This is a genomic window from Rhodococcus sp. AW25M09 (assembly GCF_000333955.1).
Classification (GTDB): domain Bacteria; phylum Actinomycetota; class Actinomycetes; order Mycobacteriales; family Mycobacteriaceae; genus Rhodococcoides.
The window spans coordinates 107,275-119,987 of record NZ_CAPS01000012.1; the positions used below are offsets into that span (position 1 = coordinate 107,275).

At 65.0% G+C, this 12,713-nt stretch carries 14 protein-coding genes; 6 read left to right on the forward strand and 8 right to left on the reverse strand.

Features of this window, described 5'->3' with window-relative positions:
* Positions 1 to 38: 38 nt before the first annotated feature.
* The 5 genes from RHODMAR_RS02330 to RHODMAR_RS02350 are packed head-to-tail and all read left to right on the forward strand — an operon-like array spanning position 39 to position 3,232.
* A complete protein-coding gene (locus tag RHODMAR_RS02330) occupies positions 39 to 302 on the forward strand; it encodes a hypothetical protein (RefSeq protein WP_008710871.1) in 264 nt (87 codons plus the stop codon).
* Positions 299 to 1,246 carry an FAD:protein FMN transferase gene (locus RHODMAR_RS02335; RefSeq protein WP_008710874.1) on the forward strand — a complete coding sequence of 316 codons (948 nt, stop codon included), beginning with the start codon at positions 299 to 301 and terminating at the stop codon, positions 1,244 to 1,246. The genes RHODMAR_RS02330 and RHODMAR_RS02335 overlap by 4 nt, the downstream gene beginning before the upstream one ends.
* The gene (locus RHODMAR_RS02340; RefSeq protein WP_042937650.1) at positions 1,243 to 1,800 is read left to right on the forward strand and encodes a ferric reductase-like transmembrane domain-containing protein; all 558 of its coding nucleotides are present in this window, start codon (positions 1,243 to 1,245) and stop codon (positions 1,798 to 1,800) included. The genes RHODMAR_RS02335 and RHODMAR_RS02340 overlap by 4 nt, the downstream gene beginning before the upstream one ends.
* Positions 1,797 to 3,011, forward strand: coding sequence for an NADH-ubiquinone oxidoreductase-F iron-sulfur binding region domain-containing protein (locus tag RHODMAR_RS02345; RefSeq protein WP_008710877.1), 1,215 nt, complete (start codon positions 1,797 to 1,799; stop codon positions 3,009 to 3,011). The genes RHODMAR_RS02340 and RHODMAR_RS02345 overlap by 4 nt, the downstream gene beginning before the upstream one ends.
* Positions 3,008 to 3,232: a ferredoxin gene (locus RHODMAR_RS02350; protein ID WP_008710879.1), complete on the forward strand. Its 225-nt coding sequence runs from the start codon at positions 3,008 to 3,010 to the stop codon at positions 3,230 to 3,232. Before RHODMAR_RS02345 ends, RHODMAR_RS02350 begins: the two co-directional genes overlap by 4 nt.
* On the opposite strand, the gene RHODMAR_RS02355 is transcribed toward RHODMAR_RS02350, so the two are convergent.
* The 5 genes from RHODMAR_RS02355 to RHODMAR_RS02370 form a co-directional block, all read right to left on the reverse strand.
* Complete coding sequence (locus tag RHODMAR_RS02355; RefSeq protein WP_008710881.1) at positions 3,225 to 3,884, reverse strand: TetR/AcrR family transcriptional regulator; 660 nt, start codon at positions 3,882 to 3,884, stop codon at positions 3,225 to 3,227. The two genes, RHODMAR_RS02350 and RHODMAR_RS02355, sit on opposite strands and share 8 nt — an antisense overlap.
* Positions 3,881 to 4,726 (reverse strand): SDR family NAD(P)-dependent oxidoreductase, encoded by an 846-nt coding sequence (locus RHODMAR_RS02360; RefSeq protein ID WP_008710883.1) that lies wholly within the window; start codon positions 4,724 to 4,726, stop codon positions 3,881 to 3,883. Before RHODMAR_RS02360 ends, RHODMAR_RS02355 begins: the two co-directional genes overlap by 4 nt.
* The gene (locus tag RHODMAR_RS28585; protein WP_008710885.1) at positions 4,723 to 5,019 is read right to left on the reverse strand and encodes a hypothetical protein; all 297 of its coding nucleotides are present in this window, start codon (positions 5,017 to 5,019) and stop codon (positions 4,723 to 4,725) included. Before RHODMAR_RS28585 ends, RHODMAR_RS02360 begins: the two co-directional genes overlap by 4 nt.
* A 120-nt stretch (positions 5,020 to 5,139) precedes the next feature.
* A complete protein-coding gene (locus RHODMAR_RS02365; protein ID WP_008710887.1) occupies positions 5,140 to 6,261 on the reverse strand; it encodes a flavin-containing monooxygenase in 1,122 nt (373 codons plus the stop codon).
* Positions 6,262 to 6,329: 68 nt separating this feature from the next.
* Positions 6,330 to 7,610, reverse strand: a complete 1,281-nt coding sequence (locus RHODMAR_RS02370; RefSeq protein ID WP_232433551.1) for an MFS transporter — start codon at positions 7,608 to 7,610, stop codon at positions 6,330 to 6,332.
* Between the two features lie 206 nt (positions 7,611 to 7,816).
* Between RHODMAR_RS02370 and RHODMAR_RS02375 the strand changes: the two genes are divergently transcribed.
* The gene (locus tag RHODMAR_RS02375) at positions 7,817 to 9,526 is read left to right on the forward strand and encodes a ribonuclease J (RefSeq protein ID WP_051047720.1); all 1,710 of its coding nucleotides are present in this window, start codon (positions 7,817 to 7,819) and stop codon (positions 9,524 to 9,526) included.
* Between the two features lie 12 nt (positions 9,527 to 9,538).
* Here RHODMAR_RS02375 and RHODMAR_RS02380 read toward each other — a convergent pair whose 3' ends face one another.
* The 3 genes from RHODMAR_RS02380 to RHODMAR_RS02390 form a co-directional block, all read right to left on the reverse strand.
* The gene (locus RHODMAR_RS02380; protein ID WP_008710895.1) at positions 9,539 to 9,943 is read right to left on the reverse strand and encodes a MerR family transcriptional regulator; all 405 of its coding nucleotides are present in this window, start codon (positions 9,941 to 9,943) and stop codon (positions 9,539 to 9,541) included.
* A 34-nt stretch (positions 9,944 to 9,977) separates the two neighbouring features.
* On the reverse strand, positions 9,978 to 11,486 hold the full coding sequence (locus RHODMAR_RS02385) for a SulP family inorganic anion transporter (RefSeq protein ID WP_042937687.1): 1,509 nt from the start codon (positions 11,484 to 11,486) through the stop codon (positions 9,978 to 9,980).
* A gap of 124 nt (positions 11,487 to 11,610) precedes the next feature.
* Entirely contained in the window at positions 11,611 to 12,597 is a 987-nt protein-coding gene (locus RHODMAR_RS02390; RefSeq protein ID WP_008710900.1) for a 2-hydroxyacid dehydrogenase, read from the reverse strand.
* Between the last annotated feature and the right edge of the window lie 116 nt (positions 12,598 to 12,713).

Genomic DNA, 12,713 nt, shown 5'->3' on the forward strand with positions numbered 1-12,713 from the left:
GAGCACATCGACGCCCGCCCCTCCCCGAAGGAACTGCAATGAACACACCCGAGCAGGGCTACCGCCGCACTCGGATCGCGACCGCAGCGATGACAGCGCTGGGGGTCACGGTGTTCGGTGGCTCCGCAGCACTGGCCTACCTCGACACTCACGAACCCGCCTCGGCTGCGACCGTGACACAGAACGAGGCTTCGACCAGCATTCCGTCGTTCGGTCCGGCACCCCGCGTCACGGCACCCAGTACATCGTCGGGCAGCATCGCCGGTTCGGGATCTACGCACGCCAGGACGCAGGGGTCATGAACGGTGTCGCCACGGCCACGGCCACGTCGAGCTGGACCGTCTGGGGTTGCGAGGCACAGCTGACGGTCACCGACCCCGGCAGCATCGCGCGGGCAGAACACATCGTCCGCGCCGAGCTCGCCGCTGTCGATGCGGCCTGCAGCAGATTCAGACCCGATTCGGAGGTGTCGATGCTCGCGCACGCCGGCGGTCGCCCCACCTCCATCAGCCCGACTCTGCACACGTTTCTCGACGCCGCACTCACCGCTGCACGACTGACCGACGGCGACGTCGATCCCGCCGTCGGATCGGCACTGGTGAATCTGGGATACGACCGAGACTTCGACGCGTTGTCGCAGTCTCCCTCGAACCGGATCGCATCCGCTCTCGGTACCGCGACCGTCGTCACCCGGGCCGACTGGACGATGGTCGCCCTCGACGACGGTCGCGTCACGATCCCCGATGGACTCACGCTCGATCTGGGCGCGACAGCAAAGGCGCTGACGGCAGATCGCTGCGCCCACGCGGTACACGGGGAGCTCGGAACGGGCGTGCTGGTGTCCCTCGGGGGCGATATCGCCACCAGCGGGCCCCACCCCGACAACGGCTGGCGTATTCGGGTGTGCGACGGAGAATCCGAGCCCTCCACTGTCGTCGAGATCGGATCCGACACCGGCGTTGCAACGTCGAGCACGCTCCGGCGACGCTGGCTGCACGAGGGGCAGATGCTTCATCACATACTGAATCCACAGCTGGCGCGACCAGTCGAATCATACTGGCGCACAGTGACAGTCATCGCTTCCAGTTGCCTCACCGCCAACACCGTCAGTACGGCCTCCATCGTCCGTGGGCCGTCGGCAACGGCCTGGCTCGGACACCTCGGCTTGCCCACTCGGTCGGTCGCCGCCGACGGCGCGGTCATCCGCACCGGCGGTTGGCCCGACGACGAACAGGATCGATCATGAGCGAAGCACTGTGGGCCCTGGGACGCGGATCGGGCATCGCCGCTCTGGTCTTGCTGACCCTTGCGGTGGCGTCGGGAATTCTCACGAGATCGGGTCGGCCGCTGTTGACCGTCCCCCGGTTCGGGGTCGTCGAATTACACCGAAGCACTGCGCTTCTGGGCTCGATATTCGTTGCGATCCACATCGCGAGTCTGTTCTTCGATCCGTACGCGCAACTGAATGTGGTCGACACCGTGATTCCCTTCGCCGGTGCGTACAAACCGTTCTGGCTCGGCCTGGGCACCCTGGCTTTCGACCTGCTGATAGCGGTAACCCTGACCGGTGTACTTCGGCACAGGCTGGGACACCGCACGTTCCGCGCAGTGCACTGGCTGTCGTACGCCCTGTGGCCGGTCGCACTGGCCCACGCCCTCGGCAACGGAACCGACTCGGGCAGTGGATGGTTCCTCACAACGGCATTCGTGTGCGCCGTCATCGTCAGTGCAGCCACGACCTGGCGACTGCGCGACAACTTCCAAGAACACCAGCACACCAGAGTGAAGGTTGGCCGATGACCGCTCCGACATATCTTGCCGATTCATTGCTCGCACAGGACCGCTCCAACGATCTGCGCCGCCACACCGAGCTCTACGGCGCGCGCCCGGCCACCGACGAATCCTTGGTCGACGCCGTCGTCCGTTCGGGTCTGCTCGGACACGGCGGAGCGGCGTTCCCCACCGGCGCGAAGATGCGATCGATCTCGGGGCGCACATCGGTGCTGATCGCCAACGGTGCCGAGGGAGAACCGTTGAGCAGTAAAGACCGGGTGCTACTCGACCGGTCGGTGCATCTGGTTCTCGACGGTATCGCTGCGACGGCCTCGGCCCTTCGATGCAGCGACTGCTACCTCTATGCGCCACCGGAGAGCATCGCCACCGTACGAGCGGCGGTCGACGAGCGCCGTCGCAGCGGGTGGGATCGCACTGCCGTCCAGGTGCGTGCGTCCGCATCCGGCTTCGTGTCCGGGGAGAAGTCGGCGGTGATCTCCGCGATCGAGGGAGGTCCGGCACTCCCCCGTGACAAGAAGATCAGCGCGTCGGTGGCCGGGGTTCGCGGGCGACCCACCCTGGTACTCAACGTCGAAACCTTCGCGCACATCGCACTGATCGAGCGACGGGGACCGCAGTGGTTTCTTTCGCGGGGAACGGAGTCCGAGCCCGGCACGATGCTCGTCACCTATTCGGGTGCCGTCCGACGACCCGGCGTCGTCGAAGCCCCTCTCGGCGCATCGATCGAGGACATGCTCGTCCGCGGTGCCGGGGTCGAGCTACCCTCGGTTCGGGCAGTGCTGCTCGGCGGGTTTCACGGCACCTGGGCAAGCCGTCACGCTCTGATCGGACGAGTCATGTCCCAGGAGTCGTTGGCGCACATCGGCTCCCGCCCCGGAGCGGGCATCGTGCATGTCCTGGGTGCCGGATCGTGCGGCCTGACGGCCACCGCCGAGTTCGTCCGCTACCTGGCCGACGAAAGTGCCGGCCAGTGCGGTCCTTGCCTCAACGGACTACCGCGATTGGCCGACGCGTTCTCACGACTGTCGATCGGCCAGGACGTCGACGCCGCGATCACCGACATCGCGCGCTACACCCGTCTGGTCGACGGCCGAGGCGCGTGCCATCACCCCGACGGCACCGCACGCCTGATCCGGTCGGCGATGTCGGTCTTCGCCGACGACGTGCGCCTACATCGGTTGGGCTCGTGCGAGATTCACCGAGGAGGGACGCGATGACCACCCGAGACGCACACGAGGCAGTCCTGCACATCGATTGGACGCGGTGTGACGGACGCGGCGTGTGCACCGAGCTGCTCCCCGACACCCTCACCAGGGACGAATGGGGCTATCCACTCGCCCGGCGCGCCGGAAACGATCTCGTCATCGACGGTCACGACGCCCGACGGGCGCACGATGCCGTGCGTCTGTGCCCGCGAATGGCATTGCGCATCAAGTAGATTCCGGCAACACCGACAGCGGCTCGACGACATTTCCCAACATCGTGGCGATGGTCGCGACGACGATGCGCCGTTCTGCGGCATAGTCACTGAGGAACCAGGTCAGGGCCGTATGGCTGATACCTCCGACAGCCGCCGTGGCGAGCAGGTCGATGTCGAGGTCTGGAGTGGACGGAACCGGGCCGGCGAACGTGCCGAGGTAACCGAGCAGCATCGACCCGAACTGTTGCATCACCGCCAGGTACGTCCGTTCTACGTGTGGGCTCACGCCGAGCACCTCCAACCACACCACTCTGGCCAGGTGCGGGTCCTCGATCACATGAAAGAACGGATCGAGGACCTGCCGTGCGACGGCGCGCACATCACTTCTGGGATCGACCTCGGGCATCGCCTGGAGGATCGAATCGGTCAGGCGGGCAATGCATTCCTGGTAGACGGCGAGCAGAAGATCCTCGGTCTTGTCGAAATACTGGTAGAAGTGCCGATCGGCTACCTTCGCCTCACGGCACAGCCCGCGGACCGTTGCAGCTCGGTAGCCCACACTTCCGAACACCCGCAAACCCGCGTCCAGCAGCTGCCTGCGTCGACGAAGGTCGCGATCGGCCGCGCTCTCACCACCGTAGGCTCGGCCCGATCCCGGGGCTTCCGTCACCGCTTGCGCGCGTCGAGCTGCCCGATGAGGGCGCGTACGTCACGGTCTCGCCCCAGAATCGCGTCGTACACGGGGTTGATCACGCCGCGCAACAGCGACATCGGAATCCATCGAGCGGGAACCTGAATCCGTGGTGCCCGGCGCTCGATGCCCCGAACCACACCGCGCGCGAGCTTGTCCGGGGAAATGGGACGACGCAAGAGCGCTGGAAAACCCTTCGCTACCAGCGCAGTGGCGATCTCGTCACCGCCGAAAGCCACGTCCACGATCGGTGTCGCCACCCATCCCGGGTACAGCACTCCTGCCGTCGCTTTCGTGCCTGCCAGTTCCAGCCGGAGTGCCCGACCGAGCTGTTCGACGGCTGCCTTCGATGCCGCGTACGGCGCGTTGGCCAGCCCGTTGAGGTACGCGTACGTCGAGGAGGTGAGCAACACGTAGCCGCCGGAATCGACGATGTGCGGCAGGGCGGCACGCACGGTGTTCCACACCCCGACGAGGTTGACGCCGATGACCCGCTCGAAGACACCGTCCTCGATGGACCGAACGGTCGATGCCGTAGCACCGCTGGAGATTCCGGCGTTCGCCATGACGATGTCGAGGGTGCCGAAGGTGTCGATCGCGGTGGCGACGGCCGCGTCGAGCTGCTCCCGCACGGTGACGTCGGCGTAGGCGATAGCCACTCGCTGGTTGCCCAGCTTCGCCGCCAGCGATTCGAGATCGGTCGATTGCATGTCGACCAGAACGATCGAGGCACCGCGCCGGTGGAGCGCAGTTGCGACGGCGGAACCGATTCCGCCCCCCGCTCCGGTGATGAGCGCTACCTGTCCCGAATGATTCTTCATGCCGATACCTCGTCCTTCGTCGCCGTCTCGGTGGATGACCGGTGGATGTGATGGGCTTCCGGCCGAAAACGCTTGGCCCATCGGCGGAAGGTGAAGCTGAAACCAGGGAACATGGCGACGACGTGCCCGGACTTCGACTGATACCAGCTGTGGCAGCCGCCGTCCTTCCAGACCGTGCCGTCCATCTCGCGGTGAATGGTGTCGGTGTAGTCCTGCTCGGCGGCGGCGGTGACCTCGATGGCCGTCGCGCCCGCCTCGCGGACGGCGTCCACGGCCCGCACGATGTACTCCATCTGGGCCTCGATGAGGAAGATCGCGGAGGTGTGTCCGATGCCGGTGTTCGGTCCGGTGACGACGAAGAGATTCGGGAAGCCGGGAATCGTCGTGCCGAGGTAAGCGCGGGGGTAGGGATCTCAGACGTCGGCCAGGGCCCGGCCGTCACGGCCGATCACCGGGTACGAGATGACGCCGTCGGTGGCGTCGTATCCGGTGGACCACACCAGCAGGTCGACATCGACGTGTTCGCCTGTAGTGGTGAGAATTCCGGTGTCGGTGATCTCGGCGATGCCGTCGTTCTTGTCGTGCAGGGTGACGTTCGATTGCCCCAGCGCGGGATACAGCGTGTTGGACAGCAGTACCCGCTTGCACCCGATGACGTAGTCCGGGGTCACCTTCGCTCGAAGCTCGGAGGCGGGAACCTGAGACTCGATGTGCTGCAGAGCAGTTCGCTGCGCCACCGCCTTCAGCATCCGCCGTGAATACTTGAAGCCGAGAATACGAGTTTCGAGACTCCAGTAGATCCCCGCGCGCACCAGCCGTCGAATCGGTTCCATGCGCAACAGCTTTCGTTGCAGCGGCGTGAACTCGCGGTCGTGCCGCGGCATCACCCAGTGCGGGGTGCGCTGAAAGACGTGCAGGTGCTCCACATCGGGTTGGATCGCGGGGATGATCTGCGCGGCACTGGCCCCGCTGCCCACGATAGCCACTCTCTTGCCCGCATGGTCGTACTCGATGTCCCAGTCGTTGGTATGGAACTGCTTGCCCTGGAACTTCTCTCGGCCGGGAAACGGCGGCACGACAGGCGTGCTGAGCGGTCCCGAGGCGTTGACGACGAACTTCGCCGCGTAGTCACCACGAGAGGTGGCGATGGTCCAGTGATCGCCCGCCCACTCGATCTTCTGGACGTCGGTGTTCGCGTGTGTGCGCTGCGGCAGTCCGTTGGATTCGAGCACGTACTGGGTGTACCGCTCGAGCTCCTCCCGTTCGGCGAACATTCGCGTCCACTCGAACGGCTCGGAGGCGATCGAGTACAGCGGGCTCTGCACGTCGACGGCTGCCCCCGGGTAGCGATTCTGCTTCCAGGTGCCACCGAGGAAGGACCGTCTCTCGAGGATGACGAGGTCGTCGATGCCACGATCGAGCAGCGCCTTCGCTGCGCACTGGCCACCGAAACCACTACCGATGATCACCACGGTGTGAACATGCATGCTGACGAACTCCTCCCGCACGAAACGCCATCCGATGACGCGTGTCATCAGATTAAAGTGATGCTGCGCGATTCCGCAACGGTTTCGAGGTATCGATGTGAGTCACCGACGAGGCCTCATTCCTGCGATGGTCGGGTTGCTCGCGGGTGAAGCTTCGGTGCCGGAACGAACGCAACCACAACTCCCACGACGGCTGGAATCACGGCCAGGCCGAGAACCACTGGGACGTACCCACCGACAGCATCACGACCCAACGACAGTGCCAGCGGTCCGAATGCAGTGGAGCCGACACCGATCATCGTCGCCACCCCACGTATTCCGCCGATGTGTGCGGTGCCGAAGTAGTGCGCGTACGCCGCGGCCTCGATGGCCCGCACGGCGCCCGACGCGCAACCCAGGATCAGCCCGTAGACGATGGCCGTGAAACCGGGCGCAACCAGCGGTATCGACACCAGCGCTGCACACAACAGTGCCATCGATATCGCGACGCCGAGTTTCGGTGCCATCGAGTCGGCCAGCGCCCCGATAGCGAGGGTGCTGACCAACCCGGCCACGGTCTGCGGAATGAAGTTCGCTGCCGCCGCGGTCGCGCTCAATCCCTGCTCACCCAGTAGGGACACCTGATGGAAGTTGACCGCCGTGCTGAGCATTCCGGACGAGGCCAGACCAGCAGCGATAGCCCAGAACATCGGGGTGCGCAGCGCCTTCCTGGTGGTCCACACGTCCCGTTCCACGGGAACATCCGGTTGGTCACCAGCCGCCGACTCGACCGTTACCGCGGACACCACTCTCACTCTTCCGGCCGATCGGAGTCCGATCAGAGCCACGGGCACAACGATGAGCCACACGGCAATTCCCTCGTAGCGCCACACGGCATCGACACCGTGGCCGGCGACGAGACGTTCGAGAAGCACCGGCGCCATCGAGATCCCGGCCGACCCAGCCGCAGCCGTGATGCCGAGCGCGAGCCCGCGACGGTGCGTCACGTGCACCGCGACTGCCGTGGTCGCCGCAAGTCCGAGCGCACCTTGGCCGACCATTCGGATGCCGACGAAGCCCGCCGTCAGGCCGAAAACATCGGCAGCAAAACTCAATCCCACGAGGACGGCACCGAAGATCAACCCCAGAACCGTCATGACTGCCCTGACGCCGTATCTGTCGAGAGCTCTGCCCACCATCGGCATCGCAGCCGCTCCGGCCAGCGTGCCGATGAGGTAACTGAGCGAGAGATCGGTCCGGCTGATTCCGAGCTCGGCGATGAGGGGATCGGTGAACACCGAAATAGCAGCCGTCTGGCCGGGGGCGGTCATGATCGACGCAATGCTGGCCATGGCCACTATCAGCCACGGCGAGCTCGATCGTGCCCCGCCGTCAGGGGTCGCGGGAAGAAGGCGCACGACGTTCGGCTCAGCGTCCGCCGTAGAGCAGATCGATGGTGACGTTCTGGGAATCGTCGACGTTCATAACCGTAGGATAAGAGCACGCGTATCCCTACTGTTACGCAACAGTAGAGTCCCCGCGATACCCGAACGGTCCGACATGCGGAACACAGGAGCGGACCGGCTGTGAACCGTCCTGCGCAACCTCCCGTAGCGTAAGACACATGTCGAGATCACCACGCCAACGCAGATCCCCCGCCGCACCTCGAAAGCGATCCTCCTCGGCGCTGTCGGCAGGGCACCTTCGCGTGATCGCCACCGGCGGTCTCGGCGAGATCGGCCGGAACATGACCGTCTTCGAATTCGACGGAAAACTGCTCATCGTCGACTGTGGCGTGCTGTTCCCCGAAGAGCACCAGCCCGGCGTCGACGTCATCCTGCCCGACTGGAGCTGCATCCGGGATCGTCTCGACGACGTGGTCGCGATCGTCCTCACCCACGGACACGAGGACCACATCGGCGGCGTCCCCTATCTGTTGCGCGAGCGCGGCGACATTCCCGTCATCTCGTCGAGGCTGACGCTGCACTTCCTGGCGGCCAAGTTCGAGGAGTTCAAGGTCTCGACCAAGCTGATCGAGGTCGAGGCGGGGCAAACCCGTCAGGAAGGCCCGTTCGAGCTCGAGTTCCTCGCCGTCAACCACTCGATCCCCGACGGTCTCGCCATCGCCATCCGGACGGACGCCGGTCTGGTGCTGCACACCGGCGACTTCAAGATGGACCAGTTCCCGCTGGACGGTCGGATCACCGACCTCCGCGGATTCGCACGGCTCGGCGAGGAAGGGCTCGATCTACTCCTCGTCGACTCGACCAACGCCGAAGTTCCCGGGTTCATGGTCTCCGAACGCGATCTGGTCCCGGCCATCGAGAAGGTCTTCCGCGAAACATCGGGGCGGGTCATCGTCTCGAGCTTCGCCAGTCACGTACACCGCATTCAACAGGTACTCGACGCCGCGCACGCGCAGGGTCGCAAAGTTGCGTTCGTCGGGCGGTCGATGGTGCGCAACATGAAGATTGCGACCGATCTGAACTACCTCGATGTGCCCGACGGACTCGTCGTGGACCTACCGAAGCTCAATCGGCTTCCGGCGAACAAGATCACGCTGATCTGCACGGGATCGCAGGGCGAGCCCCTCGCGGCGCTGTCGCGGATGGCGTCGGGTGAGCATCAGATCAAGGTGGGCGACGGCGACACCGTGCTGATGGCGAGCAGCCTCATTCCCGGAAACGAGAACGCGATTTACCGCGTCATCAACGGTCTCGTCGACAAGGGTGCACGGGTGGTGCACAAGGGAAATGCGAAGGTGCACGTTTCCGGCCACGCCAGCGCAGGCGAGCTCGTCTACTGCTACAACATCCTCGAACCCGCCAATGTGCTTCCCGTACACGGGGAGTCGCGACACCTGCGTGCCAATGCCGATCTCGCCATCAGGACCGGCGTTCCGCGCGATCGCGTGCTGATCGCCGAGAACGGCAGCGTCATCGACCTGTTCGACGGCGTCGCGAGCATCACCGGCAGCGTCCCGATCGAACTCATCTACGTCGACGGCAGTTCCGTCGGCGGTGTCACCGAGGATTCGCTGGCCGATCGACGCCTGCTCGCGAACGAGGGCGTGCTGACCGTTATCGCCATCGTCGATCCCGATACCGGCCTGCTGGTCGACGACGTCGACTTCATCGGACGCGGATTCGCGCACGAGGCCAACGCTTTCGACTCGCTGGCCAAGGCGATCGGCAAGACCCTGACCCGAGAGAGCGACGTCAAAGTCGCATCGCGCGAGCACATCGAGAAGCGGATCGTGCAGGAATCGGCCCGCTGGGCCAAGCAGACGCTGGGCCGTCAGCCGCTCATCGTCCCGGTGGTCGTGGACGGATAGATCCCGGCCGGCTCAGGGCTCGGCCGCTGCTCCGCGCGCGGAGAGCAGCTCCGTCAGCTCCTCGGCGTAGGCGAGCTGCCGCCGCAACGTGCGGCAGCTCTCCTCGGCCTTGGTGTGGCATTCACCGACGAAATCCGCAGCCGAGGATCGTGAGTCCTCGCTCGCATCGGCGTCGGACACGACGTCGAGGGATTCGAGAAGTTGCTTCATCTCGGCCAACGTGAAGTCGAGTGGCTTCATTCGGCGTATGACGAGCAGGCGCTCGACGTCGGCCTCGGTGTACAGCCGAAAGCCGCCTGCGGTGCGGGCAGAGGGCGTGACCAAGCCGACGTCGTCGTAGTGGCGGACCGTGCGGATCGACAGCTCGGTTCGTTGAGCTACCTGCCCGATCTGCATGTGAAGGCCGTCGTCGCTCATGTGCCGCCTCTCTTCGTTCGACCAACCACCCTAGTCAGAGCTCGGCACCCATGTTTCCGCTGAGGCGATCGTGCCGCTCGATCGACGACGCGTTCAGTCCGACGATGTCGACGGTCTTGCCCTTCGCTGCGTACTTGGTGGTGATGGCGTCGAGAGTCGCGACGGTCGAGGCGTCCCAGATGTGCGACTCCGACATGTCGATGACGACGTTCTTGGGATCTCCGACGTAGTCGAACTGATAGATCAAGTCATTGCTCGACGCGAAGAACAACTCGCCCTTCACCGCGTAGACGCGGGTGTCGTCGTCAGGATGAGCCACGTCGACCACCTCGGTCAGATGAGCAACCCGGCGAGCGAACAGCACCATCGCGGTGATGACGCCGACGACCACGCCGTAGGCGAGGTTGTTGGTGGCGACCGTGACCGCGACCGTGGCCACCATGACGAGGGTCTCGCTCTTGGGCATACGTCGCAGCGTCTTCGGGTTGATGCTGTGCCAGTCGAAGGTTCCGACGGAGACCATGATCATCACCGCGACCAACGCGGCCATCGGAATCAAGGCCACGATATCGCCGAGTCCGACCACCAGGATCAGCAGGAACACTCCGGCGAGGAACGTCGAGATTCGGGTGCGGGCACCGGAGACCTTGACGTTGATCATGGTCTGGCCGATCATCGCGCAGCCGCCCATGCCGCCGGTGAACCCGGTGACCAGGTTCGCCACGCCCTGGCCCCAACCCTCGCGGGTCTTGTTCGAGTGCGAGTCGGTGATGTCGTCGACGAGCTTGGCCGTCATCAGCGACTCCAGCAGTCCGACCAGGGCAATGGCCAGCGCGAACGGCGCGACGATCGACAGCGTGTCGAGAGTGAACGGCACGTCCGGGATCAGGAACGACGGCAGCGAGGAGGGCAGTTCGCCTTCGTCACCGACATCGGGCACCGCCAGCGCGAACACGAGTGTGACAGCGGTGAGAACCACGATGCCGATCAGTGGTGCCGGCACGATGGTGGTGAGCTTGGGCAGGAAGAACATGATGAGCAAGCCGACGGCGACCAGCGGGTAGACCAACCACGGCACCCCGATCAGATACGGCAGTTGCGAGCTGAAGATCAGGATCGCCAGCGCATTGACGAATCCGACCATGACGCTGCGCGGGATGAATCGCATCAGTTTGGCGACACCGACAACGCTCAGCACCACCTGCAGCACGCCACCGAGAATCACGGCCGCGATCAGGTAGTCGAGTCCGTATTCACGCGCCAGCGGAGCGACGACCAGCGCGATCGCCCCGGTGGCGGCGGAGATCATCGCCGGTCGGCCACCGACGATGGAGATCGTGACCGCCATCGTGAACGACGCGAACAGCCCGACGCGTGGATCGACTCCAGCGATGATCGAGAACGAAATGGCCTCCGGAATCAACGCCAGCGCGACCACCAGGCCGGCGAGGACCTCGGTCTTGAGTCGTCTCGGCGAGCGCAATGCACCGAGCACCGAGACGTCTTCGACGGCGGTGACAGGCACCTGGGCAGCTCGAGACACGACAACTCCGTTCGATTTCTTGGATGCGAGCAGATCGAAGCCGGTCAGGGTGACAACGGGCGTCCGCTCCGCGGGCAACTCTACTCTTACCGGAGGGAAGGTTGCGAATCGTCGGCGCGGACGATCAGGGCGTCACCGGAGTGACCAGGGTGCCGTCGGCCAGGAAGCGATCGAGGTTCTCGAGGGTCAGAGCTTCCATTGCGGCGCGTGTCTCCACCGTTGCGCTGCCCACATGCGGCAGTAACACCACGTTGTCCAGGGCCAGCAGCGCGGCGGGCACATTCGGTTCGTGGGCGAACACGTCCAGGCCGGCTCCGGCGAGTTGCCCGGCCGCGAGCAACTCGATCATCGCCTCCTCGTCGACGACGCTTCCGCGGGCAATGTTGATCAGATACCCCTGCGGCCCCAGCGCTTCGAGCACTGCGCGATCCACCAGTTGCGCAGTGCCCGCACCACCCGACGCGGCGATGATCAACACGTCGACGCTCTCGGCGAGTGCCGTCGGACCGGCTGCATACGCGTAGGGCGAGCCGTCGATCTCGTGTCGATTGTGGTACGAGACGGTGCATCGAAATCCGCCCAGCCGATGCGCAATCGCCGAACCGATGCGGCCCATCCCGATGATTCCGACGCGCTTTCCGGTGACCTGACGCGTCAGTGGTGGGTTGCCCTCGGCCGCCCACCGGCCGGCGCGCACGAAACGCTCGGCGGAGGAGACCCCGCGCACGGTGTCGATCACCAAACCGACGGCGAGATCCGCCACACAGTCGGTCAACACGTCGGGGGTGTTGCTGACGCCGATGCCTCGTTCGGCTGCCGAGTCGACATCCGTGGCGTCGTATCCGACGCCGAAGTTCACCACTGCACCGAGCCGCGGCAACCGTTCCATCAACGCGGCATCGACGCCGGTGCGGCCGGACGTGACGACCGCGATGATCGACTCGCCGTGCGCATCGAGGAACTGATCACGTTCGTCGCCCTCGGGAAGTTCCAGCGCGTCGTACTCGGAAACCAAGGTGTCCATCAACGACGGTTTCAAAGGCCCGACTCGGAGTACCCGCCCGCTCCGACTCGAATCCGATTGATGAACAGCAGTTTTGACGGCAACCATAATTCTCCTCGCGCGACGACTGGACATGCTCGTTTCCTCAACGGTATGCCGCATCTGGATCTCGTCGACTGTCGCGGTCGGGGTGCGCCTGCTGTGAGACACGACGCGTCAGGTGT

Coding starts and splice junctions, on each gene's coding strand:
- RHODMAR_RS02330 (WP_008710871.1), top strand. CDS start 39: ATGAACACACCCGAGCAGGGCTACCGCCGCACTCGGATCGCGACCGCA.
- RHODMAR_RS02335 (WP_008710874.1), top strand. CDS start 299: ATGAACGGTGTCGCCACGGCCACGGCCACGTCGAGCTGGACCGTCTGG.
- RHODMAR_RS02340 (WP_042937650.1), top strand. CDS start 1,243: ATGAGCGAAGCACTGTGGGCCCTGGGACGCGGATCGGGCATCGCCGCT.
- RHODMAR_RS02345 (WP_008710877.1), top strand. CDS start 1,797: ATGACCGCTCCGACATATCTTGCCGATTCATTGCTCGCACAGGACCGC.
- RHODMAR_RS02350 (WP_008710879.1), top strand. CDS start 3,008: ATGACCACCCGAGACGCACACGAGGCAGTCCTGCACATCGATTGGACG.
- RHODMAR_RS02360 (WP_008710883.1), bottom strand. CDS start 4,726: ATGAAGAATCATTCGGGACAGGTAGCGCTCATCACCGGAGCGGGGGGC.
- RHODMAR_RS28585 (WP_008710885.1), bottom strand. CDS start 5,019: ATGGAGTACATCGTGCGGGCCGTGGACGCCGTCCGCGAGGCGGGCGCG.
- RHODMAR_RS02365 (WP_008710887.1), bottom strand. CDS start 6,261: ATGACACGCGTCATCGGATGGCGTTTCGTGCGGGAGGAGTTCGTCAGC.
- RHODMAR_RS02375 (WP_051047720.1), top strand. CDS start 7,817: ATGTCGAGATCACCACGCCAACGCAGATCCCCCGCCGCACCTCGAAAG.
- RHODMAR_RS02380 (WP_008710895.1), bottom strand. CDS start 9,943: ATGAGCGACGACGGCCTTCACATGCAGATCGGGCAGGTAGCTCAACGA.
- RHODMAR_RS02390 (WP_008710900.1), bottom strand. CDS start 12,597: ATGGTTGCCGTCAAAACTGCTGTTCATCAATCGGATTCGAGTCGGAGC.